This window comes from Mesorhizobium sp. M0698 (genome assembly GCF_040320455.1).
In the GTDB taxonomy this organism is placed as follows: Bacteria; Pseudomonadota; Alphaproteobacteria; order Rhizobiales; family Rhizobiaceae; genus Mesorhizobium.
The window spans coordinates 1-23,624 of the sequence record NZ_JAMYPQ010000027.1 but is presented as its reverse complement, the minus strand read 5'-3'; the positions used below and the strand labels follow the sequence as shown (position 1 = coordinate 23,624).

General features: G+C 62.2%; 21 protein-coding genes. 11 read left to right on the top strand and 10 right to left on the bottom strand.

Annotated features, from left to right (window positions below; genetic code table 11):
• The first annotated feature begins 9 nt into the window (after positions 1-9).
• Positions 10-1,227 carry a glutamine-hydrolyzing carbamoyl-phosphate synthase small subunit gene (gene carA / locus NKI16_RS30615; protein ID WP_084641355.1) on the top strand — a complete coding sequence of 406 codons (1,218 nt, stop codon included), beginning with the start codon at positions 10-12 and terminating at the stop codon, positions 1,225-1,227.
• Positions 1,228-1,282: 55 nt separating this feature from the next.
• Here the strand turns inward: carA and NKI16_RS30610 are convergent, their stop codons facing one another.
• The 3 genes from NKI16_RS30610 to mntR form a co-directional block, all read right to left on the bottom strand.
• Positions 1,283-2,551 carry a TCR/Tet family MFS transporter gene (locus NKI16_RS30610; RefSeq protein WP_352924312.1) on the bottom strand — a complete coding sequence of 423 codons (1,269 nt, stop codon included), beginning with the start codon at positions 2,549-2,551 and terminating at the stop codon, positions 1,283-1,285.
• 150 nt (positions 2,552-2,701) lie between these two features.
• Positions 2,702-3,619, bottom strand: coding sequence for a KPN_02809 family neutral zinc metallopeptidase (ypfJ, locus tag NKI16_RS30605; RefSeq protein ID WP_023678307.1), 918 nt, complete (start codon positions 3,617-3,619; stop codon positions 2,702-2,704).
• Positions 3,620-3,842: 223 nt separating this feature from the next.
• On the bottom strand, positions 3,843-4,298 hold the full coding sequence (gene mntR / locus NKI16_RS30600; protein WP_023678308.1) for a manganese-binding transcriptional regulator MntR: 456 nt from the start codon (positions 4,296-4,298) through the stop codon (positions 3,843-3,845).
• A gap of 236 nt (positions 4,299-4,534) precedes the next feature.
• Between mntR and NKI16_RS30595 the strand changes: the two genes are divergently transcribed.
• Together NKI16_RS30595 and NKI16_RS30590 are read left to right on the top strand one after the other, a co-directional pair.
• Positions 4,535-5,902, top strand: a complete 1,368-nt coding sequence (locus NKI16_RS30595; protein WP_023678309.1) for an Nramp family divalent metal transporter — start codon at positions 4,535-4,537, stop codon at positions 5,900-5,902.
• Positions 5,903-6,053: 151 nt separating this feature from the next.
• Positions 6,054-6,707, top strand: coding sequence for a dihydrofolate reductase family protein (locus tag NKI16_RS30590; RefSeq protein ID WP_023678310.1), 654 nt, complete (start codon positions 6,054-6,056; stop codon positions 6,705-6,707).
• Positions 6,708-6,763: 56 nt separating this feature from the next.
• Here NKI16_RS30590 and NKI16_RS30585 read toward each other — a convergent pair whose 3' ends face one another.
• The gene (locus tag NKI16_RS30585; protein WP_023678311.1) at positions 6,764-7,633 is read right to left on the bottom strand and encodes a LysR family transcriptional regulator; all 870 of its coding nucleotides are present in this window, start codon (positions 7,631-7,633) and stop codon (positions 6,764-6,766) included.
• 50 nt (positions 7,634-7,683) lie between these two features.
• Here NKI16_RS30585 and NKI16_RS30580 point away from each other — a divergent pair, with 50 nt between their 5' ends.
• Positions 7,684-8,325 carry a LysE family translocator gene (locus NKI16_RS30580; RefSeq protein WP_084641358.1) on the top strand — a complete coding sequence of 214 codons (642 nt, stop codon included), beginning with the start codon at positions 7,684-7,686 and terminating at the stop codon, positions 8,323-8,325.
• An 11-nt stretch (positions 8,326-8,336) separates the two neighbouring features.
• Here the strand turns inward: NKI16_RS30580 and NKI16_RS30575 are convergent, their stop codons facing one another.
• Positions 8,337-9,128, bottom strand: coding sequence for an SDR family NAD(P)-dependent oxidoreductase (locus NKI16_RS30575; RefSeq protein WP_023678313.1), 792 nt, complete (start codon positions 9,126-9,128; stop codon positions 8,337-8,339).
• A 197-nt stretch (positions 9,129-9,325) separates the two neighbouring features.
• Between NKI16_RS30575 and NKI16_RS30570 the strand changes: the two genes are divergently transcribed.
• The gene (locus NKI16_RS30570) at positions 9,326-9,784 is read left to right on the top strand and encodes a MarR family winged helix-turn-helix transcriptional regulator (RefSeq protein WP_023678314.1); all 459 of its coding nucleotides are present in this window, start codon (positions 9,326-9,328) and stop codon (positions 9,782-9,784) included.
• Between the two features lie 37 nt (positions 9,785-9,821).
• On the opposite strand, the gene NKI16_RS30565 is transcribed toward NKI16_RS30570, so the two are convergent.
• On the bottom strand, positions 9,822-11,000 hold the full coding sequence (locus NKI16_RS30565) for an MFS transporter (RefSeq protein WP_023678315.1): 1,179 nt from the start codon (positions 10,998-11,000) through the stop codon (positions 9,822-9,824).
• Positions 11,001-11,193: 193 nt separating this feature from the next.
• Here NKI16_RS30565 and NKI16_RS30560 point away from each other — a divergent pair, with 193 nt between their 5' ends.
• On the top strand, positions 11,194-11,547 hold the full coding sequence (locus NKI16_RS30560; RefSeq protein WP_352457526.1) for an ArsR/SmtB family transcription factor: 354 nt from the start codon (positions 11,194-11,196) through the stop codon (positions 11,545-11,547).
• Between the two features lie 94 nt (positions 11,548-11,641).
• Positions 11,642-12,388: a metallophosphoesterase family protein gene (locus NKI16_RS30555; protein WP_023678317.1), complete on the top strand. Its 747-nt coding sequence runs from the start codon at positions 11,642-11,644 to the stop codon at positions 12,386-12,388.
• A 106-nt stretch (positions 12,389-12,494) separates the two neighbouring features.
• On the opposite strand, the gene NKI16_RS30550 is transcribed toward NKI16_RS30555, so the two are convergent.
• A complete protein-coding gene (locus tag NKI16_RS30550) occupies positions 12,495-14,921 on the bottom strand; it encodes a DNA/RNA non-specific endonuclease (protein WP_352783413.1) in 2,427 nt (808 codons plus the stop codon).
• A 263-nt stretch (positions 14,922-15,184) separates the two neighbouring features.
• Between NKI16_RS30550 and NKI16_RS30545 the strand changes: the two genes are divergently transcribed.
• The 4 genes from NKI16_RS30545 (at position 15,185) to NKI16_RS30530 (ending at position 21,403) form a co-directional block, all read left to right on the top strand.
• A complete protein-coding gene (locus tag NKI16_RS30545; protein WP_352783411.1) occupies positions 15,185-16,075 on the top strand; it encodes an SH3 domain-containing protein in 891 nt (296 codons plus the stop codon).
• 263 nt (positions 16,076-16,338) lie between these two features.
• A complete protein-coding gene (carB, locus tag NKI16_RS30540) occupies positions 16,339-19,842 on the top strand; it encodes a carbamoyl-phosphate synthase large subunit (protein ID WP_352782420.1) in 3,504 nt (1,167 codons plus the stop codon).
• A 254-nt stretch (positions 19,843-20,096) separates the two neighbouring features.
• The gene (locus NKI16_RS30535) at positions 20,097-20,825 is read left to right on the top strand and encodes a DUF5343 domain-containing protein (protein ID WP_352782422.1); all 729 of its coding nucleotides are present in this window, start codon (positions 20,097-20,099) and stop codon (positions 20,823-20,825) included.
• Positions 20,822-21,403: a Swt1 family HEPN domain-containing protein gene (locus tag NKI16_RS30530; RefSeq protein ID WP_352782423.1), complete on the top strand. Its 582-nt coding sequence runs from the start codon at positions 20,822-20,824 to the stop codon at positions 21,401-21,403. The genes NKI16_RS30535 and NKI16_RS30530 overlap by 4 nt, the downstream gene beginning before the upstream one ends.
• Positions 21,404-21,671: 268 nt before the next feature.
• Here the strand turns inward: NKI16_RS30530 and NKI16_RS30525 are convergent, their stop codons facing one another.
• The 3 genes from NKI16_RS30525 to NKI16_RS30515 form a co-directional block, all read right to left on the bottom strand.
• Positions 21,672-22,142, bottom strand: a complete 471-nt coding sequence (locus NKI16_RS30525; protein WP_352457519.1) for a DUF6644 family protein — start codon at positions 22,140-22,142, stop codon at positions 21,672-21,674.
• Positions 22,143-22,526, bottom strand: a complete 384-nt coding sequence (locus NKI16_RS30520; RefSeq protein ID WP_352457518.1) for a DUF6152 family protein — start codon at positions 22,524-22,526, stop codon at positions 22,143-22,145.
• Positions 22,527-22,646: 120 nt separating this feature from the next.
• Positions 22,647-23,384 carry a DUF899 family protein gene (locus tag NKI16_RS30515; protein WP_352457556.1) on the bottom strand — a complete coding sequence of 246 codons (738 nt, stop codon included), beginning with the start codon at positions 23,382-23,384 and terminating at the stop codon, positions 22,647-22,649.
• Between the last annotated feature and the right edge of the window lie 240 nt (positions 23,385-23,624).

Sequence of the window (23,624 nt, the reverse complement as noted above, 5' to 3'; positions counted from 1 at the left end):
AGTGCCGCCATGGCAACGATGACAGCCGCGTCGACCCCCCCTTGGGCCAGCGAGAGACCGACAGCCCTGCTGGTGCTGGCGGACGGCACTGTCATAGAGGGCCGCGGTCTGGGCGCCACCGGCTCCGCCGTCGCCGAGGTCTGCTTCAACACCGCGCTGACCGGCTACCAGGAGATACTCACCGACCCATCCTATGCCGGCCAGATCGTCACTTTCACCTTTCCGCATATCGGCAATATCGGCACCAATGACGAAGACATCGAGGACCTCAACCCGCTGGCCCGCGCCGGCGCCGTCGGCGCCGTGTTCAAGGCCGATGTCACCAACCCGTCGAATTACCGCGCCGGAACCGGTCTCGACCAGTGGCTGAAGAAGCGCGGCATCGTCGCACTTTCAGGCATCGACACGCGGGCGCTGACCGCGCTGATCCGCGAAAAGGGCATGCCCAATGCCGTCATCGCGCACGCGCCCGACGGTATCTTCGACGTCGATGACCTCAAGCGCCGCGCCGCCGCATGGTCAGGGCTTATCGGGCTTGATCTCGCCAAGGAGGTGACCTCCGGCCAGTCCTCGGTCTGGCGCGAGACGCCCTGGGTCTGGAACGAGGGCTTTGGCGAACAGGCTGATCCGTCGATGCACGTCGTTGCCGTCGACTACGGCGTCAAGCGCAACATATTGCGCCTGCTGGCCGGCCTCGGCGCCAAGGTCACTGTGGTGCCGGCAAAAACCGGCGCCGAGGAGATCCTGGCGATGCGGCCCGACGGCATTTTTCTATCCAACGGCCCTGGCGATCCGGAAGCCACCGGCGACTACGCCGTTCCGGTCATCCAGGATCTGTTGAAGACCGAAATCCCGCTTTTCGGCATCTGCCTCGGCCACCAGATGCTCGCGCTGGCGCTGGGCGGCAAGACCGCAAAAATGCATCAGGGCCACCACGGCGCCAATCATCCTGTCAAGGACCACACCACCGGCAAGGTCGAGATCGTCTCGATGAACCATGGCTTTGCCGTCGACGCCGACTCATTGCCGAGCGGCGTCGAGGAAACCCATGTCTCGCTGTTCGACGGTTCGAATTGCGGCATTGCGCTCACCGGCAGACCGGTCTTCTCGGTCCAGCATCATCCCGAAGCCTCGCCGGGCCCGCAGGATTCGCACTATCTGTTTCGCCGCTTCGTCAACTTGATCCGCGAAAAGCGCGGCGAGCCGGCACTGGCCGAGCGTGTTTAGCGCATTGCGTAAAAACGGATTTGACTGACGGCGCCGGCCGGGCTCCCGGCGCCGATCAAGCCACGTCTGTCACCGCTTCCTGCGCGTGCATGCGTTTGACTTCCTTCGGCGTCGGCTTGGCCACCCTGGTGACGAAGACGACGAGCGCCAGCGTGAGGAAAATCGCGCCGAGCAGATAGGGGGCACCGCCGAAAGCTACGGGCGCGTTCGGCCCCGTGAACCAGGAAAAGATCGCCGTATAAAGCAGCGGTGTGATGATCGAGGTGATCGAGAAGATCGAGGTCATCGCGCCCTGGAGTTCGCCTTGGGCGGAAGGTGGCACCTTGGCGGCCGCCAGGCTTCTGAGCGGCGGGTCGGCCAACGCCTCGAGACATCCGACGACGATCACTGCATAGATCATCCAGCCTTGTGACGCGAAGGCGTAGCCGAAGGCGCTGAGTGCGGTAAATGCCAGACCGATTACCGCCGTCTTCCACTCGCCAAGCTTAGGGATCACGCGCGGCAGGACTGTCGCCATGACGATCGCCCCGCACAGGCCGAAAGCGCCGAGCGAGAAGCCGATCTGTTGTTCGCTCCAGCCATAGCGATAACTGGAGACGAACGACCAGACCGCAGGATACATCATGTGCCCCAGAGTCATCAGAAAGAAGACAAGTCCGATCCAGCCGATACCTTCGTAGTTGCGCATCTGGACGAGCGTGCCGACCGGGTTCGCGCGTTTCCACTCGAAGCGGCGACGGTGCTTGTTATCAAGTGTTTCCGGCAACAGAAACAGCGCGATCAGAAAGTTTGCGAAAGCAAGCCCGGCAGCGAAATAGAACGGCACACGCGGCCCGAACGTGCCGAGCAACCCGCCCAGAACCGGCCCTATGACGAAGCCGACGCCGAAAGCAATGCCGAGCAGCCCGAAATTCTTCGCACGATTTTCGTCGGTCGAGATATCGGCAATGAACGCCGATGTCGTGGAATAACTGGCGCCGGAAATGCCGGCCAGCACGCGGCCGATGAACAGCATCGGATAGGACCAGGCGATAGCGCAGATCAGATTGTCGATAGCGAACGTCAGCACCGAGGCGAGCAGAATTGGCCGCCGCCCGAACCGGTCGCTCAACCCGCCCATCACTGGTGCGAAAACGAACTGCATCGCCGCATAGACGAAGAACAGCCAGCCGCCCTCGATAGCCGCCTCGCTGATGCCGACGCCGGTCAATTCCCTGAGATAGGCCGGCAGCACCGGCATAATCATGCCGAAGCCGATGATGTCGAGCAGCAGGGTGGTGAAAACAAGCGCAAGGCCCCGCCTGGCGGTTTTGGGGTCTATCATGATGGTATCTCCTCGGGCCGCCCGAGCGAACGGGAACACACCTTATAGGCGAGCACATCGCTGGGAACAATGAGGGAACGGGCAGAGTGCTTTCATCCTGACATCCCCTGACTGCGGTCCAGTCTCTCGGATTACGAGAAAACCGTCGGCTCAGATCGGGTTGTTGAACGTGTCGCAGTCCGAAAGCTTGCCGTTCTGGAACCCGCGCGCCAGCCAGGTCTGCCGCTGCTGCGACGTTCCGTGGTTGAAGCTTTCCGGCACGACGTAGCCCTGCATCTTCTTCTGCAGCGTGTCGTCGCCGATCTGCTTGGCGGCGTTCAGTGCCTCCGCCATGTCGCCCTGCTCCAAAATGCCCTTCTGGCCGGTGAAATGTGCCCAAATGCCGGCAAAGCAGTCGGCCTGGAGCTCGACCTGCACCGACAAGTGGTTGGCGTCCGCTTCGCCCATGCTCTGCCGCATCTGGTTGAATTTGGGCAGGATGCCGACGAGGTTCTGCACGTGATGGCCGACCTCATGCGCGATCACATAGGCCTGTGCGAAATCGCCCGAGGCACCGAACTGCTGATCGAGCTGCTGGAAGAAGGTGGTGTCGAGATAGACCTTGCGATCGTTGGGACAGTAGAATGGTCCGGCCGCTGACGAGGCAGAACCGCAGGCGGAGCGAATCTGGCCGCTGAACAGGACCAGTTTTGGATCTTGATAGGTCAGGCCCTCGGACTGGAAAATACCGGTCCAGGTATCCTCGGTCTCGGCCAGCACGGTCGACACGAACTGCTTCATCTCGTCGGATGCCGGCGCACCGGTGCCGCCGCCTTGCTCGCCGCTATTGTCGGTGATCTGGCCGCCGCCGGGCTGCAAGCCGCTGTTATCGAGGATCTGACTCGGGTCGAAGCCGAAATACCACCCTGCCAGAAAAATCAACCCTACGATGATAATGCCCGACATGCCGCCGCCGCCGGCACGACCGCCGATCGGGATGCGAAACTGCCCCGGCCCGCCGCCAAGCCCGCCGCTCTGGCCGCGCTCGTCCTCGACATTGTCACTCTGACGACGGCCCTTCCAGAGCATGGCAACCCCCGTGATGCAATTTTCCGGCCGTTCGGGCCGTGTCCCGGTTCGATCGGACACGACAACAATTATCTCAATGGTTACGCCAAGTCACAGTATTTTTCGTGCGAACAAGCAATGCTTGCTGACGCTTGCCTGCTCTGGCCGAGACATCGCAAGGTCTGTGCCGTTCACCCTGCTCGTGGGAAACGAGTCGCGCGAAGAGATACGCTGGCCGTGCTTTTCAGCGGGCGGCGATTATTGCCTTGCGAAAGGCTTCGAGCGTCTCGGCGCTGACATGATGCTCGATGCCCTCGGCGTCGATGCGCGCCGTCTCGGCGCTGACCCCGAGCGAGCGCAGGAAGGCCTCGACCGTCTGGTGGCGAATGCGGCTCTCTTCCGCAACCTTGCGGCCGGCATCGGTCAGGAACACGCCGCGATAAGGCTTCCGGGAGACCAGCCCGTCGGCGCACAGCCGCGTCAGCATTTTCGCCACCGTCGGCTGAGCGACGCCGAGCCGTGCCGCGATATCGACCTGGCGCGCCTCGTTGCCATCCTCGATCAGGTCGGCGATGAGCTCGACATAATCCTCGACCAGCGCGCTGCGGCGCGCTTCACGCGTCTGCCTGAAGCCTTCCGAGTGGATTTCTGCGTCAGGCAGCGGCTTTTCGCGAGGAACCGGTCTTTTCTTCAGCGCCAATACGCGCTCCTCCCGGCAGTTTGAATCGACATTGCGGTCATAACACGGAACCCTATTGGTTCTGGCCGTTTATTTCCATTCGGTGGCCGGCGCAACCGGCGTTCACTGCCGTTCCGGCCGCACGGCCAAGCGGCCACAGGAAAAAGCTCAGACAATGAAATATAGCATATTGCATAATGTTCAGCCGTGGCATAGATAAGGAGACAACATCGATCGTTCCAGTGGAAAGCCATTTCATGTCGGAAGCCGAAGCCACCTCAGCCCCCCGGTCCATGTGGCGATTTGCCCGCCCGGATGACGACGAGCAGCCCAGCCTTCGCGAAGTCAACGCAACGATCTCGGTGCCGCACTCGGGGATCTGGCTTCGCCGGCTGTTCGCCTTCATGGGGCCGGGCTACATGGTTTCGGTCGGCTATATGGATCCGGGCAATTGGGCGACCGACCTCGCCGGCGGGGCCCAATTCGGCTACACGCTGCTTTTCATCATCATGTTGTCGAACCTGATGGCGATCCTGCTGCAGGCACTCGCCGCCCGGCTCGGCATCGCCACCGGCCGCGACCTTGCGCAGGCGTGCCGCGCCTATTATCCGCGACCGGTCAATTTCATGCTTTGGGTCGCTTGCGAATTGGCCATCATCGCCTGCGACCTGGCCGAGGTCATTGGCACGGCGATCGCCTTGCAACTGCTGTTCGGGATTCCGCTGATCGGCGGCGCTATTATCACCGCGCTCGATGCCTTCCTGCTGCTGTTGCTGATGAACAAGGGCTTCCGTTTCCTCGAGGCCTTCATCATAGCGCTTTTGATTATCATCTTCGGCTGCTTCGCCATCCAGATCTTTGCCGCCGCCCCGCCGGTCGGCTCCATCCTGCATTCGATGTTCGTGCCGTCGTCCGAGATCGTCACCAATCCGGCCATGCTCTACATCGCCATCGGCATCATCGGCGCCACGGTGATGCCGCACAATCTCTATCTGCATTCCTCGATCGTGCAGACCCGCGCCTATGAGCGCACCGATCGCGGTAAGCGCGACGCCATCAAATGGGCGACGACCGACTCGACCATCGCGCTGATACTGGCGTTGTTCGTCAATGCTTCCATCCTGATCGTGTCGGCGGTGGCGTTCCACGGCACCGGTCATCATGACGTTGCCGAGATCGGCCAGGCCTTCGAGCTTCTGTCGCCGCTGCTTGGCCTCGGCATCGCTTCCATCCTGTTTGCCGTAGCGCTGCTCGCCTCCGGCCTGAACTCGACGGTGACGGCGACGCTCGCCGGCCAGATCGTGATGGAAGGGTTCCTGCGGCTGCGCATCCCGCAATGGGCGCGCCGCCTGCTGACGCGCGGCATCGCCATCATTCCGGTGGTGGTGGTCACCGCGCTCTATGGCGAGAAGGGAACCGGCCAGTTGCTGGTCTTCAGCCAGGTAATCCTGTCGATGCAGCTCCCCTTCGCTGTCGTACCGCTGGTGCAGTTCGTCTCGGACAAGCGCAAGATGGGCAATTTCGCCATTTCCCGCGCTGTTGCCGTGCTGGCCTGGGTGGTTGCCGCGCTCATCCTGGTGCTCAACTTCAAGCTGCTCTACGATACGGTCGTTGGCTTGGGCTGAGCGTTCTCGGCTCCAAGCTGAGACGATAAGGTCGGCAGTCACCTGCCCCCGGTCCTAGAAATTTGCCGGCCGCTGTCGGACAAATGTCCGTTCGCCCGTCCTTGGCTCGAACTCCGGCCATGACGGCACGGACCAGGGAAAGGGAGCTCCAATGAGGAAGATCATCGCCGCAACATTCGTCAGCCTCGACGGCGTCATGCAGGCGCCTGGCGGCCCGCAAGAGGACCCTGTCGGCGGCTTCAAATTCGGCGGCTGGACGTTTCACTACTGGGACGATGTGATGGGCGCCGCGATGGGCGAGACGTTTTCAAAACCGTTCGCGCTGCTTCTCGGCCGCAAGACTTACGACATCTTCGCCGCCCACTGGCCTTATCAGAAGAATGATCCGATCGCCGACAGCTTCAACGCCGTCACCAAATATGTGGCGACGCACAGGCCGGATTCGCTGTCCTGGCAAAACAGCCAGCCGCTCGGCAGCGATGTCGTGGCGACGTTGCGCCGGATGAAGCAGGAGGACGGCCCCGACCTGCTCATTCAGGGATCGAGCGAGCTGATCCAGACCTTGCTCGCCAATGACCTGATCGACGAGATCAGCTTGCTGATCTTCCCGCTGGTGCTGGGCAAGGGCAAAAAACTGTTCGGCAGCGGCACGATACCTGCCGCCTTCAAGCTGACCCGTTCGCAGGCATCGACCACCGGCGTCCTCATGGCGAGCTATGAACGCTCCGGCGAGATCAAGACCGGGTCATTTGCCACGGAGCAGCCGTCCGAAGCCGAGATCGAGCGGCGAAAGAACTGGAAGTAGATGCCGCCGCGGGGCGATCAAGGACGGCTGAACACTGGCCGTCCTTTTTGCTGTTTTTAAGCCGCCTCTCGTCGCCCTGCCAACCCATCGCGGAGGTGGCCCGCGAATGCCAGTGCAGCCGGCGCGACGTCGTGCTTCGGCAAATGCAGATTGATCGAAAAATTCGGCAATGACGGCAGCTCCGGATCGTTGGCCAAAATGTCGAGGTCGACAGGCACGGTCGACGCCAACCAGGTGGTGACGGCCAAGTCCGAACGCACTGTCGCCGTCGTCGCGTCGATGCTGCCGTTTTCGAATACGGTGCGCCATTCCAGCCCATGCTCGTTAAGCGCCTCCAGCACCACCGGGCGGAACGCACAGGTCTCGGCGACCATCGAAACCGGCAAGGGCCGCTTGCCGCGGGCGGCGCCGCCTTTGGCGCCGACCCAGACCAGGCGATCAACAACAAGGCATTCACCGGCCGACCGACCGATCGGCTCCTCGATCACCGCGAGCTCTATCGTGCCGCTCGCCAAGGCTGCGGCCAACTCTGGCGACGAAGCACAGACAAGCGAGATCTCGACCTGCGGATAGGCCTCGGCATAGGCCTTCAGCACCGGCGCAAGCAAGGTGCCGACAAGGTCGTACGGCACCCCGAGCCGCACCTGACCGGCAACCGCATCGCCCGCCATCTCCGCCAGGATCTCGTCATTGAGGGAAAGCAGGCGCTTGCCCTTGCCGAACAATCGCTCGCCGGAGCGGGTCAATCGCAATCCGCGCCGATCGCGATCGAACAGGCTGCAGCCGAGAACCTCTTCCAAACGCTTGATCTGCTGGCTGACGGCACCTTGCGTCAAATGCAGCACGTTGGCCGCCGCCGTCATGCTAGCCTTGTCGGCAACGGTGACGAAGGTTCGAACCAGGGCAGTATCGAGGTTGCGGAGCATCCGGCTATTATATTTGCTAATGCCTGTCATAGCAAACATTGCATTTACTGATGAGCCGAACAGCCTACGGTGCAGGCTTCAAAGGAAGCAGCATATTTGAAACCGGCCTTCCCCTCGTCCTGTTCGCGCTGGTCTCAACCTCAACGCCCGGCATGGCCACGACCTTGTCGACGGCGTCCGGCGCGCAGTTCGGCTTTCGCCGCTCTATCCCGCTGATGGCCGGGAGTGCGGCCGGCCTGGCTACGGTGGCTGCGGCAGGTGCTGCCGGGCTCGCCGGTCTGCTGGCTGCCGCTCCTTCGCTGCAACTGGCAATGAAAATGGCCGGTACCCTCTATCTGACGTGGCTTGCCCTCAAGATCGGCCGCAGCGGTCCGCCCAACCTGGACGTGGCCATGGCAAAGCCGAACAGCTTTTTGGGCGGCGCCGGCCTGCAATGGATGAACCCAAAGGGCTGGGCCATGGGGCTGGGAGCGGCGGCATCCTTTGCCGCGCTCGCCAACGGGCCGCTGCAGCTCGCCGTGCTGCTCGGCACGGTCTTCGGTCTTGCAGCGGCCCTATCGCTGGCGGCGTGGTGCGTGGCGGGCACGCTGCTCGCCCGGTTGCTGCGAACCGAGCGGCAGTGGCGCATGCTCAACGCCGTGCTTGGCCTGCTGCTGGCCGCCTCGATCATTCCTATGTGGCGGACAGCGTAAGATAAGTTATTTCAGGCAGCGTAGCGTGCCGCCGGCTTGCCGGCCAGCAGGCTGCCGAAGAAACCTTGCCGCGCACCAAGATAGGATTCCAACCCAGCCGGATCGGAGAGCCCGGGCGCGGTGACGGTTTCGCCCTTGGCCAGGCCGACAAGCGCTGCATCGACCAGATCGTCGGCAGTCATAACGATCTCTGCCGGCAGGTCGGCAATATCGCTTCCGGCAACTTCCCAGAACTCGGTCCGCGTAGCCCCCGGCAGCACGACCTGTATGGCGACCTTGCTGTCGGCGACTTCCCGCTGCAAGGCCTCGGTGAAGTTGACGACATAAGCCTTTGTGCCGCTGTAGATGCCGCCGAACGAGGTGTCGAAGGCCAGCACCGACGCGATGTTAACGATGGCACCGCGGTTGCGCGCCAGCAGCTCCGGCAGGACCGCGCGGGTCAAACGAGTCAAAGCCACGACATTGACCTTGATCATGCGCTCGGCCACATCAGCGTCGGCCGTTGCCACCATCTGCGCGCCGCCAAGGCCGGCATTGTTGACCAGCAGCGTCACGCTGTCGTCGGTTGATATCGCCTGCTCGACCCGTCGCAGATCGCCGTCGTCGGCCAGGTCGGCGCTGATGACGCCGACCTTGATGCCATACGCGTAGCGGAGCCTCTCCGCCAATTCCTCCAACCGATCGGCGCGCCGCGCCACCAGCACCAGATCATAACCTAGGCCGGCGAGCCGGTCGGCATAGACCGCGCCGATGCCGGACGAGGCGCCGGTGACGACCGCTGTACCTTTGTCCTGATTGCTCATTGTCTTGCTCCTTCTGGTTCGATTCCAAATGCCAGTGCCGCACGGCAACACACCCTGCTTCGACTGGCACATGAATTATTGGCATATGCCACTATTTTAACGTAGGCATATGCCACCATCTTGTCAATCCGGGGAGCAAGGACTATTTCTGGTTTGCATCGAGGGGTCCCTTCCGGTCCCTCATCGGAAATCCGCCAATGTCCCAAACCACCCTGCCCGGCCTGGCGCTTTGCAATAACGCCATGCTGCGCCGCGCGACGCGGAAACTCGGCCAGTTCTATGACGATGTGCTGGCCCCATCGGGTCTGAAGGCCACGCAGCAGGGCCTGCTTTATCAAATCCACGTCGGCAACGAACCGACGATGGGTGCCATTGCCGCGGCCCTCGTCATGGACCTGTCGGCCCTCGGTCATACGCTGAAGCCGCTGATCCGCGACGGTTATGTCGAGACCTTCGCCGACCCTGCCGACCGCCGCATCAGGCGCGTCAGGCTGACACCGCAGGGCCGGACCAAGCTCGAAGAAGCCCTGAAGCTGTGGCAAGTCGCTCAGCAGCGCTTCGAGGAGATGTTTGGCAAAGAGCAGGCGGCAAGCCTGCGAGCGGCGCTGGACGAAATCGCCGCGCTGAATTTTGACGCACCGCCGGCCGCGACTTGAACTATCGGCGGCCGGCAGCCAAGCTCCACTGACAGCCTTATTCGGCCGGCATCGCCACCGGTCGCGCCGCCAGGTGGCCCGCCAGCACGACGCCCAGACCGACGATCGGGAATGCCGCCGCGACCACACCGAGGTCGGCCGGTGCGCCATAGCGCAGCACCGCGGCGCCGACCACGGCGCCCAGTGCCACGCCGAGGTAGAGCGCCGAAGCGTTCAGCGACAGCACGATTGGCGCGGCATCGGGCGCCAGCTTGATGATGCGGCTGGCCTGCGCCGGCGGGAATGCCCAGCCGACGATGCCCCACGGCACCATCATGGCCATCAATGCCGGCCCGGCGATCTCGCGCGGCAGGAACATCGGGATCAGCGAAAACGTGACCAGCATCGCGGCACTCAGCGCCAGTGACCAGCAGACGGTGCGCGTCGCGCCGAAACGGTCGGCGGCCTGACCGCCGCCGATATTGCCGATGACCGCGCCAACGCCGAAAGCGAGCAGCATTCCGGGAAGCGCGATCGGGTTCAGTCCGCCGCCTTCGATCGCGAACGGCGCGACAAAGGCAAAGACGGTGAAGGCGCCGATCAGGGCCAGGATGGTCGTCACCAGGATAGGCATGACGCCGGGGCGAAGTGCCGCTGCCAGCCGCATCCGGAGCGGCAGCCTGGTGCCGACGATGCCGCGCGGCAGCCGGTACCACAGGATCGCGCCGGCGAGCGCACCAAGGCCGGCAATGGCAAAGAAGGTGCCGCGCCAGCCGGCAACCGTCGCAACGAGCGCGCCGAGCGGTGCTCCGACCGCGACCGCAACCGTAGTGCCGCCGACGACCACGGCAATGGCGCGGGCGCGGTGATGATCGTCGACAAGCGCAACGGCCGTTCCCTGTGCGGTCGCCGCGAACAAGCCTGACGACAGCGCCATGACGATGCGCGCGATCAACAGCAATTCGAAGGAGGAGCTTAGCGCCGCGGCGACGTTGCCCACCACGAAGAACACCAGCGTCCACAGGATGACGCGGCGCCGGTCCCATTCGCCGGTCAGCGTTGCCAGGATCGGCGTGCCGATCGCATAGGCGAGCGCAAACGCGGTGATCAGCGTGCCGGCGAGCGGAACGGAGATGGCGGCATCCTTTGCAATGTCGGGCAAAAGGCTGGAGATGACGAAACCTTCGGTCGAAATCGTGAACGATCCGAGCGCAAGCCAGATGAGGCGCTTATCCATGGCAATTTCCTTAGTTCAAAGGTTATTGAACAATTGGACATAACAGGGCATGATGTCAATAAACCCGCTGCAAAATAGCCGAACCATCCTGACAGCCCGGTGTCAGGACGGGGCGACGGGACGAAACTATGTGTCCATTAGCCACGAGAGGAGATGCGTTGAAATCGGCTCCGAATGTGCTTAATTCCTGGGCATGACCTTGCCCCATCCCACCGCCGACCAGATCAGCCTGCCGAACGTGCTTGCCGTGCTCGGCGACCCGACGCGACTGGCCATCGTGCGCTATCTCGCCAGCAAAGAGGGCGTGCCGCTGAATTGCAGCCGGTTCCTCGATCTCTGCTCGAAGACCAATCTGAGCTACCATTTGGCCAAGCTGCGTGAGGCCGGCGTCACCCGCACCGAGGCGGTTGGAACCAGCCGGCTGATCACGCTGCGCCGTGACGATCTCGACCGCCGCTTCCCGGGCCTGCTCGACAGTGTTATTGCCGCGGCCGGCGACGCATCGTTGCCGGCGGTCGGCGGCCACGAGATCGAAGTCCGCGCCTGAACGACCCGAAGCTGGGTTCCGCTCTCGCCCGCCTCGCGAGGCGAGCAAAGTAGCTTCACCCGCCCTCCAGCCATTCCAATTAACGGAGCCTGCCATGCGCATTGCCGTCCTCGCCGACATCCACGGCAATGTCCTGGCGCTCGACGCCGTGCTCAATGATCTGCGGCAGCGCGGCGGCGCCGACCTCATCGTCAATCTCGGCGATTGCGTTTCCGGCCCGCTCTGGCCGCGCGAGACCATGGAGCGGCTCGAGACGCTCGAACTGCCGACGGTGCGCGGCAACCACGACCGCCGCGTTGCCCGCGACACCGCCGACGAGGCCATGTGGCCGTCCGACCGCTACGCGCAGGAACGGCTGACCGCAGGCCAACGCGAGGCGCTATTTGCGCTGCCCGTCAGGCTGGAGGTGGCGCCCGGCATACTCGCCTTCCACGCCCGGCCCGACCACGACGAAAAATACCTGACTGACGCGATCGTCGACGGCCGGCTGGTGCGCGCGCCGCTGGTCGCAATCCAGCGGCGCCTCGGCGCGATCGATCCCGCCTGCCGCATCATGCTTTGCGGCCACAGCCATCGCAGCGAGCTGGTCCGCATTCCCGGCGGTCCGGTCATCTTCAACCCGGGCAGCATCGGCTGCCCCGCCTATGACGATTCAACCCCGCCGGCGCATGTCTCCGAACAGGGTTCGCCGCACGCCCGCTACGGCATCGTCGACTTGCATCCCGATCGTTTCGAATCCATCGCCGTCGACTATGACCATGAGGCGGCGGCGTATCAGGCCGAGCAGGCGGGACGGCCCGAATGGGCTCACGCGCTGCGCACCGGCTTCATCCCAGGCTGAGCTTGCTCATCCCAGGCTGAGCTTGCTCATCCCAGGCTGAGCTTGCTCATGCCTAGCTGAACGGATGACCGCCTTCGAGCGGCAGAAGTCGCGACCGGTCCAATCTTCAGTCGTCAGACGCCGATCGCTTCGATCGCTTGGCAGGACGTCGGGTGCTGGCCGCCGAAGTCTTGGACGTCGAAGTCTTGGACGTCGAAGTCTTGGTCGCCGAAGGCTTTGGCCGTGACGTCTTGGGCGCTAGTTGCGTTGGGTTGAAAGTCTGTGCTGGGGCGGATTCGGAACCGGCCCGAATGTCGGCGTCGCGCACCTGCTGGCCAAAGTTCAGGCCGGTCAGCTCTTCAATCTCGGCCACCGTCGAAAGGAACTCCGATACCCTGGCAATTTCAAGCGGGTCATCGAATGCCTCGGCACGCTCGCCGAACGCTTCGGGCATCACTTCCAAAACCGGCTTCTGGTCCGCCAGCAGCGCGATGGCGCGCAGGCCAGCTTGATCGGACCACAGCGCGATCTTCCAGAACTTCAGCGGAACATGGCTGTCGAAGCGGTAGGGAGGATCGTCCTCGCCGAACACTGGCCCGGCAAACACCGTGACACGGCCTCGCGTCGTATAGGCGTTGCGCAGCACATAGGTTTCTACCGCGCGCCATCTCAACTTCCCTTTGGAGCCGGGATGGTTAAGCGAGCTTCCTTGATTGAAGAAGCCGACTTGCGGCGCAGCATTGGTATAAAAGAACGTGTCGCGTTCTGCCGCGACCGCCTCCTGATCGACGCCCCATGCGGGGTCGCCGCGAAGTGTAATATGGCCCTTCTGGAACATTCGAGCGATTCGTTCCTTGGATTTTGCGACGGGAAATCCAGGCACATTCTGGCTCGAATAGAATTCCTGGTTCATCTGCTCGCCAAGGTCGATGCGCCGATCCGGCCGGAAAGCATCGCTGGCTTCCGAACCGGAAATCGACTCCACCCCCAATTCGACAAGCGACGGGTTGTCGATGACCGTCTTGTCCTCACGATTGACCGCCTTGGTGCGGGATCCATCGATATTGCAGGCGGTGACGAAGGCAAGCCTGCGATCGGCGTTCATCAAGATCGAAAAATGATGATAACGCAATTCGTGTGGGTCCTCTCCCGGTTTGGCAAGAAGGTTTTTGGCCAACCGGTAGGGTGAATTGGCAACCGTCGGCATTGCCAGGACAAAGCCCGGTATGAAGCCGGGCTCATACCCTCCACGATCGTCGAAATCCTCTGTTTTCCAACCCGCGGCCTCGGCGATGGCCACCTTCCCGGGTTCGCTTGCCGGGCCTTTGCCGTCGTTTCGTCTAGCATCGCCTCCGTCGCGGTCGATCAGCGGCGCCCGGACATTTATCTCGACGGGAAAAGTCCAGGTGACCGAGCCATCGGCATTGTGTCTCGTCGCCGGCGGATTGCGATCCGGTTCCGGCCGCTGCACCGGCTTGTCCGGCACATCTTCGCGAATATCGGCGTTCAGCCGAACTGTCTCGTCCATCATGCGCGGCATGCCGGCCCAAATCGCCAGCGCTTGCGAAACCGCCGATGCCGAGGAGCCCGGCAGCTTGGACTTTCTAGCACCCAGATGGTCAACGATGGCGCTGATCCGTATGCCTTCGTTGATCTCGCGCGCGAGCGCATAGCCACCTATGCCCGTCACCTCGTGGAATGGGCCGGCCCAATGGTGCAGGGCGATAGGTTCCCATTCATTGTTGAAGACCGGGGAGCCGGACGAACCCTGTTCGGTGTCGGCGACATAGTGCAGGACTTGCACCGTTTCGTCGCGGGCCACCAGCCGGTTTTCACGCAACACCAGTTCCTTGAAGCGGCCATCGGGATGCTGAACGATGTTGGCGATTTCGCCGAGCATATGCTTGTCGCGCGCATCCGACAGCGAGATAAAACCGAACTCCCCCAGTTCCTTTGGACCGGAACGCCGCTCGCCGACCCCGATCAGCGTATAGTCCAGACCCTCTATGCTATCGGTCACGAAACAGGATTCAGGATCGAACAGGAACGTCGTCGGCGTACGCACGGCATTCGCACCGTCCTGCTCATAATCGAACTGGACCTGGAAGCGCCGGGAATCCGCCGGCGACGAAATCACATGGTTGTTTGTGAGGAACAGCCTTGGCCCGACCAGAAAACCCGATCCTTGTGGATTGCCGTTGAGAAAGGCAACGCGGCCGACCGCATCGGCAGCACGGCGCCCACGCTCGAGGAATGCGACCCCGATGAAATCGAGCGTTGGGCCGAGAATTGCCTCCGGCCCTGGCTGCTTGGCGGCGGCCTTTCTTTCCCCGGCAGACCTCATGTCGATCGCTGCCGATATCATCTCCGCTTCGGTGCGGCTGAGCGACGCCTTTACCTGCAACCTGTCGAGGCGCCTGGAGAGGGTCTGTTCGGCGGCCAGCGGATTGCCGTTGGCGATGTGACCAAGTGAAGCCTCAATCTCGGCGCGCGTTTTCTTGATACGCTGGCGAACTATGTTTTCCACCTGCGCAAATGTTTCAAGGTCGACCATATTGCCCTCCTCAACCTTACTTGAGAGAGTGCATATTTACATGAAATGTGCAATATTTTGCCGGCTGTTAGTTCACGGAAGTGGCCTGGTCGCGATTCAACACGCGGCACCTTTTCGGGCTTACACAGCGCCGTCTCGTCGCCTATAAAAACCGGCTGGCGTGCGATGGCGCTTTCGTGCCTGGCCGCGCCTTCGGCAATTGAACCTACCGCCCATGGCAGATGATTAGGCGCACAGTAACACTCCCGACGACGCTGCTTGCGATGGTTGCCGCTCCGCTGATGCTGGCGGAGTTGCCGGCCAACGGCCAGGAGCCGGAGCCCATCATCTCGATTGTGACGGGTCTTGCTCCGGATGATCTCCTGAACGTGCGCGCCACGGCGTCGGCCATGGGCAAGGTCGAGGCGCGGTTGCCGAGTGGATCGAGCGTGAAAAATCTCGGCTGCGGCGACGTCAGCGGCCACAAGTGGTGCAAGGTCCAAGACATTGACGACCCGAAGCTGAGCGGATGGGCTCCCGCACGCTACCTCGACCCTATTAATCCCCAGCAAGTGACGCCCCAGGCGGCAGCCGATACGGAGAGCCCTGCCTCTCAACCGCTGCCCGACCTGACAACGCGCCTCGGCGCAACCGGTCCCGAAACGGCGCTGAACTCCGCTGACGCAATCGGCAAGGTGGCGATCGAGGATGCTTACCGCTTGGCCCTGGCCGCTGGAAACCCCTCGACTGGACAGGTTGATGGATCGCCGCCCGTGGCTGCGGACCCCGTCCGGAATTTCGGCGCGGTCAATGCGGCGCCTCCGGCCGACGCGCAGACCGTTGCGCGGCTGCAGCCGCCGGGGACACCGGTCCCAGGTGCTGGCAACGTCATTCCTTGTGCGCGCTATCTCGGCCAGCCGATGACCAGCTGCAAGGCAGGCGTCGCGCGCACCGGCGACAAAACCGACGTGACCGTGACCTGGCCCGATGGCGGCACGCGCATCATCAGCTTCCAGGCCGGCAAGCCGGCCGGTGCGGACGCGCCCGGCGAATTCCGCTTCACCCGCGAGGGCAGCCTGAACATGATCCGCGTCGGTGCTTCCGAACGCTTCGAGATCACGGACCAGTTGGCGCTGGGGGATAGTGGTAAGGGGAATAAGGCAGTAGGGCAGTAGGGCAATCTGCTTTAGGGGGCGCGGACCTCTGCCCTACTGCCCTACTGCCCAACAGCCCTACTTCCCAACTGCCCTACTGCCCTACTGCCCTACAGCCCTACCGCCCTACTGCCCTACTGCCCTACCCGCATTTTAGGGGGTTACATCCGGCAAAACTCTTCCCTATAAGGCCCTCCTAGCCTGATACCAGAATCGCGAGCACAACCGGCCGGGTCATCCCGTCCGGCTTTTTGTGCAAGCCGCCCGCCGAACGGACCCTCGACATGCCAAGACGCACCGACATCAAGTCGATCCTGATCATCGGGGCCGGCCCCATTGTCATCGGCCAGGCCTGCGAGTTCGACTATTCCGGCACCCAGGCCTGCAAGGCGCTGAAGGAAGAGGGTTTTCGCGTCATCCTGGTCAACTCCAATCCGGCCACCATCATGACCGATCCGGAGCTGGCCGACGCCACGTACATCGAGCCGATCACGCCCGAAGTGGTGGCCAAGATCATCGCCAAGGAGCGGCCCGACGCGCTGCTGCCGACCATGGGCGGCCAGACCGCGCTCAACACCGCTCTGTCGCTGCGCCGCATGGGCGTTCTCGACCGCTACAATGTCGAGATGATCGGCGCCGACGCCACTGCAATAGACAAGGCCGAGGACCGCGCGCTGTTTCGCGAGGCGATGAACAAGATCGGCCTGGAAACGCCGAAGTCGATGCTGGCCAACGCCACCGACGTCAAGAATGCCGACCGCAAGACGCACGAGGCCGAGCGCGCCGAGTTGAAGGCCGAGAAGCCCGAAAATCTCGACGCCGCGCTCGATGCTCTGGAAACGCGCTGGAACCTCGGCGAAGGCGACCGCAAGCAGCGCTATATCAGCCATGCCATGGCGATTGCAGCACAAGCGCTCGACCATGTCGGCCTGCCCGCTATTATCCGCCCCTCCTTCACCATGGGCGGCACCGGCGGCGGCATCGCCTACAACCGCGCCGAATTCTTCGAGATCGTCCAGTCCGGCCTCGACGCCTCGCCGACCACCGAAGTGCTGATCGAGGAGAGCGTGCTCGGCTGGAAGGAGTTTGAGATGGAGGTTGTCCGTGACAAGGCCGACAATTGCATCATCGTCTGCTCGATCGAGAACATCGACCCGATGGGCGTGCATACCGGCGATTCGATCACCGTCGCCCCAGCGCTGACGCTGACCGACAAAGAATACCAGATGATGCGCAACGCCTCGATCGCGGTGCTGCGCGAGATCGGCGTCGAGACCGGCGGCTCCAATGTGCAGTTCGCCGTCAACCCGGCAGACGGCCGCCTGGTGGTGATCGAGATGAACCCGCGCGTCTCGCGCTCGTCGGCGCTCGCCTCCAAGGCGACAGGCTTCCCGATCGCCAAGATCGCCGCCAAGCTCGCCGTCGGCTACACGCTGGACGAGCTCGAGAACGACATCACCGGCGGAGCAACGCCGGCCTCGTTCGAGCCGAGCATCGACTATGTCGTGACAAAAATCCCGCGCTTTGCCTTCGAGAAGTTTCCCGGCGCCGAGCCAGTGCTGACCACCTCGATGAAGTCGGTCGGCGAGGTCATGGCCATCGGCCGCACCTTCCAGGAATCGCTGCAGAAGGCGCTGCGCGGGCTGGAGACCGGCCTGACCGGTCTGGACGAAATCGAGATCCCCGGCATCGGCCATGGGACGACAGCTGCCAGCCACGTCGACGACCGCAACGCCATCCGCGCCGCCTTGGGCACGCCGACGCCGGACCGGCTGCGCATGGTGGCGCAGGCGATCCGCATGGGCACCTCGCTGGAAGACGTGCACGCCATGTGCAAGATCGACCCGTGGTTCCTCGAGCAGATCGCCGGCATTCTCGACATGGAAGCGCGCATTCGCGAGCACGGCATCCCCGAGGACGCCGCCAATCTGCGCATGCTGAAGGCGATGGGTTTCTCCGATGCCCGCCTCGCATCCCTGGTCAGGAAGGACGTCGAAGAGATCGAGAAGATTAGGCGTACACTCGACGTTCATCCGGTCTACAAGCGCATCGACACTTGCGCCGCCGAGTTTGCTTCGCCCACCGCCTACATGTATTCGACCTATGAGGTGCCGTTCGCCGGCGCGCTCGCCAACGAGGCGCAGGTCTCATCGCGGAAAAAGGTCGTCATCCTCGGCGGCGGCCCCAACCGCATCGGTCAGGGCATCGAATTCGACTATTGCTGCTGCCACGCCGCGTTTGCGCTGCGCGACGCCGGCTTCGAGGCGATCATGATCAACTGCAACCCGGAGACCGTGTCGACCGACTACGACACCTCCGACCGGCTCTATTTCGAGCCGCTGACGCCGGAGGATGTGCTGGAGATATTGCGCGCCGAGAAGGCGTCCGGCGAGCTGGTCGGCGTCATCGTCCAGTTCGGCGGCCAGACGCCGCTGAAGCTCGCCGATGCGCTGGAGAAGGCCGGCATCCCGATCCTCGGCACCTCGCCCGACATGATCGATCTGGCCGAGGACCGCGACCGCTTCCAGAAGCTGTTGCACAAGCTTGGCCTCAGCCAGCCGAAGAACGGTATCGCCTATTCGGTCGAGCAGGCCCGCCTCGTCGCCGGCGAGCTCGGCTTCCCGCTGGTCGTGCGCCCGTCCTATGTGCTCGGCGGCCGCGCCATGCAGATCATCCACGACGAGAGCATGCTGCAATCCTATCTGCTCGACACCGTGCCCGGCCTGGTGCCGGAGGACATCAAGCAGAAATACCCCAACGACAAGACCGGCCAGATCAACACGCTGCTCGGCAAGAACCCGCTTCTGTTCGACACCTATCTCTCGGGCGCCATCGAGGTCGATGTCGATTGCCTCTGCGACGGCAGGTCGACCTACGTCTCCGGCATATTGGAGCACATCGAGGAGGCCGGCATCCATTCCGGCGACAGTGCCTGCTCGCTGCCGGTGCATTCCCTCCCCTCGGAACTCGTCGATGAGCTGGAGCGCCAGACGGCAGCGCTTGCCCGCGCGCTCAATGTCGGCGGCCTGATGAACGTGCAATATGCGATCAAGGACGGCACCGTCTATGTGCTGGAGGTCAACCCGCGCGCGTCGCGCACCGTGCCCTTCGTCGCCAAGACGATCGGGCGGCCGATTGCGAAAATTGCTGCCCGCATCATGGCCGGCGAAAGCTTGGAAGACGCCTTCGCCCACTACGGCGCCATGCCCGACCCGCGCAACCCCGGCCACATCGCCGTCAAGGAAGCGGTATTCCCCTTCGCCCGGTTCCCCGGCGTCGACATATTGCTCGGCCCGGAAATGCGCTCGACCGGCGAGGTCATGGGCCTCGACCGCGACTTCGCGCTCGCCTTCGCCAAGAGCCAGTTGGGGGCGGGTGTTGATCTCCCCCGCGCGGGCACGCTGTTTGTCTCGGTGCGCGACGAGGACAAGAAAGGCATATTGCCGGCGGTCAAGCGTCTCGCCGGCCAGGGCTTTAAAGTACTCGCCACCTCCGGCACCGCCCGCTTCCTCGCCGAGAACGGCGTCGTCGCCGAGAAAATAAACAAGGTGCTGGAAGGCCGCCCCCACATCGAGGACGCCATCCGCAACCGCCAGGTGCAGATCGTCTTCAACACCACGGACGGCCAGAAGGCGGTGTCGGACTCCAAATCGCTGCGCAGGGCGACGCTGATGCAGAAAGTGCCGTATTACACGACGCTCTCGGGCGCGGCTGCGGTGGCGGAGGCGATTGCTGCGCTGAAGGCGGGGAGCCTCGAGGTCAGGCCGTTGCAGGAATATTTTGCCTGACAATTAGCCAATCTCCCTCCTTGTGGGGGAGATGGCCGGCAGGCCAGAGGGGCGCGCTGTCCCGCCAACGTTGCAAGCCAGCCAGAAGCCTCCATCCGTCGTGGCAGAAAAGTGCCGATCCATCTCGCCCACAAGATCGAGAGTCTTTCCGCCGGAGGAGTGCCTCAACACGGGATCACCGTGAAAAGGACAACGCTTACAATTGATAAGCATCAATTTATCTGTCAGGCTCGCTTCAAATAATGGGGTAGAAAATGGCGAAGAAAATTGAGGATAATGAGAACAAAGAACCTTCTGAAATGCCAGACCCGGCGGCAAATGGCGGAGACAAACAAACTGCGGTGCAACGAAAAATACCCGGCAATCTACCTTACTTGACTGCCAGCGGAACTCTAAAAAAAGCGCTAGACCGCCTGATCGAAGCCCAACGCCCAGAAAGATTCAGCGTTGATTTTCTTGAGAATGTACTCAAGCTCTCGGGCGGAGCTGCGAGAGCTACGATACCAGTACTAAAGAAAATGAACTTCCTTGGCAGCGACGGTACGCCGACCGAGCTGTACACAAAATTTAGAACAGATAGCGGTCGGGGAATGGCAGCTTGGCAAGGTCTGCGAAGCGCGTTTCAAGAGATTTTTCGCCGGAGCGAATATGCACATTCGGCGGAAGAATCGAAGCTCAAAGACATAATCGTCGAAATAACAGGCCTAAAATCCAACGATCCTGTCGCAATGGCTATCCGCGGCACATTCAACGTTATCAAATCCTACGTCCCGTCAAATCTCGATCTAAACGCCCCCACCGCTGAAATCAATGAAGCGACGGAACCCTTGGAGAACAAAGCGCCTTTACGACCTGAAGTGCGCGATGGCCCGTCGCGAGAAATCGGATTGCTTTACAATATAAATATTGTATTACCAGAAACATCAGACCTGAATGTTCTTAATGCGATATTTAAGAGCATAAAAGAGAATTTGATGAAATGAGACAAGCCGAAAAGATAGAGCTATTTATACTTAAGTGCGCCTCTCTAAAGATGTCTGTCGATGGCAACTCTCCTGCAGACGTCGGCGCTCGGACGATTGAAAAAGAACCGGAAATTTTCGCATCAATCAATCAGTTTTCTAGTGATGTGCGCGCAAATGCCGACCTTATGTCCCGGTACTACAAGTTATTCTTTATGCTCGAAAATGACATTAGAAAATTAATCGATGAAACTTTATCTGAAGCTTACGGTCTTAACTGGTGGGATCAATATTCACCCGGTAGCGCAAAAGAAGAGTGTAAATTTAACCAGCAACGAGAGCAAGAAGCGGCTGTTACTAGCCGCTCGGAGAATGAGCTTGATTATGTTTCGTTCGGTCAATTGGGCGAAATAATTCGATCGAATTGGATTCTGTTCGGTGGGATCCTTAGCAATCAGAAAGCGCTAGGCAGAGTAATGTTTTCCTTAAATACCCTTCGGGGGCCTATCGCCCACTGCGGCTTGCTTGCCGAAGACGAAATTGACCGTTTGAAATTGACTGTAAAGGATTGGTTCAGGCTTCTAGAAGGACCAAAGTAGTTTTCTATCTCCAATGAATGCAAGGGATCAGCGATGCCTCGGTCTGTGTCCCGATGTCACCACGCACCATCTCGCCCGTCACGATGTCCACCGGCGGCGTCGCCGAGATGAATAACCGTTGGCCCGGACCGCTGTTGAACACGGTAGGCCGTGCGCCCGCACCTTGGCCGACATCACCGGCAACTCAATGATTTATAGCAAACTCCCTCTGGCTGCATTTGCAGGGAGCTTATCTCTCGCCTGGGGAAGGCCATTGCCGACGCTCAGCCTAGCCGAGAAACCCAATAAACCGTCCGGCGAAAAGCACCGACGTCCACAGCACCAGCGAGAGCACCGCCAGAATTGTGACGGTCCCGCCAGCCGGCTCGTCACCGCCTCTTGCGCGGCAGAGGCGCATAAAGACAAGGAAATTGGCGCCGGCGAGGAGGATGAGTGTCATCTTGGCGAGGAAGATCGGCATCGCCGCATACTCGCTCGCCCTGACTGAAAAGAGCAGCGACCCCGTGACCAGCGCGCCGCCAAACGCGCCCAACGCGGTGCGGCGCAGCAGCGCCACGAACGCCGCCTGCGGCAGCGAGCGGAAGGCGCCCAGGATCCTGAGGTCAATGAGCCAGACGCTGGTCAGCAGCGCGCCGATCGACATGATGTGGAGCGCGTTGACGATTGGGTAGGCGACGAAGGAGGCCTTCAGCCCCCGCACCAAAGCGAGTTGCTCAATGCCGGCGAAAAACCCGTCCATTCAAGCCGGCGGCACGCGGTCGGGATAGACATCATAGGTCTTGCCGCCGACGATGACGCGGACTGCCTTCATGCGTTTTTCGCTCTCGTCGCGCGAGCGATGGCCGATCGCGGTCACCTCGTCGCCGACCTTGGCGACCTCCTCGGTGAAGCCGGCGGCGATCGTGCGGGACGGCGGCGCCATCTCCACCCGCCAGGCCTCGCCCTCGGCATCGACGTCCAGCGTGGCGTGCGGGTTGCCGATATAGATGGCCGTGATCCTGCCCTTGAGTTCGAAAAACCCGTCCTGCGTCCACGACCAGCCGTGATGGGCATAGGCTGCGGTGACGGCAGCAAGGATCACCGCCGCTGCCAGCGTGACGCTCCGGTTGAAAGGTGACTGCATCGCTCGTCTCCCCGGTTCCGGCACTAGAGGGTAGGTCAGCGCGCCGCAGCGTCAAATCACATCGGGACAAGAGCCCGGCACCGGCAGGATTTCCCGATACGCCGACAGGGAATGCCAAGGTCAGTGGCAGCAATCATACTGCAGCTGCTCGTCCCAGTCCGGCCGGCCCTCCGGCGCGAAATCCATCAGGTTCCACAAGATCTCGCAGGTACCGATGGCGCGCGGGTCCTGGCCGGGTTCCGGCAGCGTGAAACCCAGCTCGGAGCTCCAGAAATGCCTGATACCGTCGGCATCGCGGTGGAACACCGACAGGACGGGGAGTTGAGCGCCGGCTTCGTCCTCGGCGTGATAATCGCGCTTGAAATTGTTGCCGGCCGAGGAGACCAGCCGCATGTTTGTCCAGCCACGGTCGCGGCCGAGCGTCAGCAGATTTTCCAGCGCCATCTTGCCGACCACGGCGAAATTGAATCCGGCGGCTTCGAGATGGCCGATGGCGCCGTCGAACTGATCGAGCAGCGCCGTGCAGGACGGGCACGGCTGATCCTGCCGCGCAAGCTTCGCCGTGCCGCCGCTGGTCGCGACGTCGCGTGTCTCATTCGGATGGCGCGGAAACATCATGTTATAGATGAGCAGCGTGTCTTTGCCGGGCGCAAACAGCTCCGACAGCTTGACCTTGGCCGGCTTGCCGTCGGCGCCAAGCCCGTCGAACACATAATCCTGCGGCACCAGCCCGCCCTTGGGCAACGCGCGGCGGGCGACGGCTACATCCTCCATGGCGCGGCGCAGCTCGATTTCCTTCTGCAAAAGGGTGTCGCGGGCGGTGCGGTATTCAGCGGATTCGTTGGGAAAGCTGATCATCGTCATCTCCATCTCTTAGGATTTTGACCACGCGCGCCAAGGTTCCGGCAACGCGCCTTGCCTCTCAAGGACGCATGGCGAAGGGCGGTTCCGACATTTTTTGCGGCGGGCGGCTCAAGTCCCCCTCACCCGGAGTGCCAACCTATTTGCGAACGTAAATTCGGGGCAAGCGGACCTCTCCCCGAGGGGAGAGGAGGTCGGCGGCGTTGATGCCAGCCTCTTCTCCCCGGCGGGGAGAAG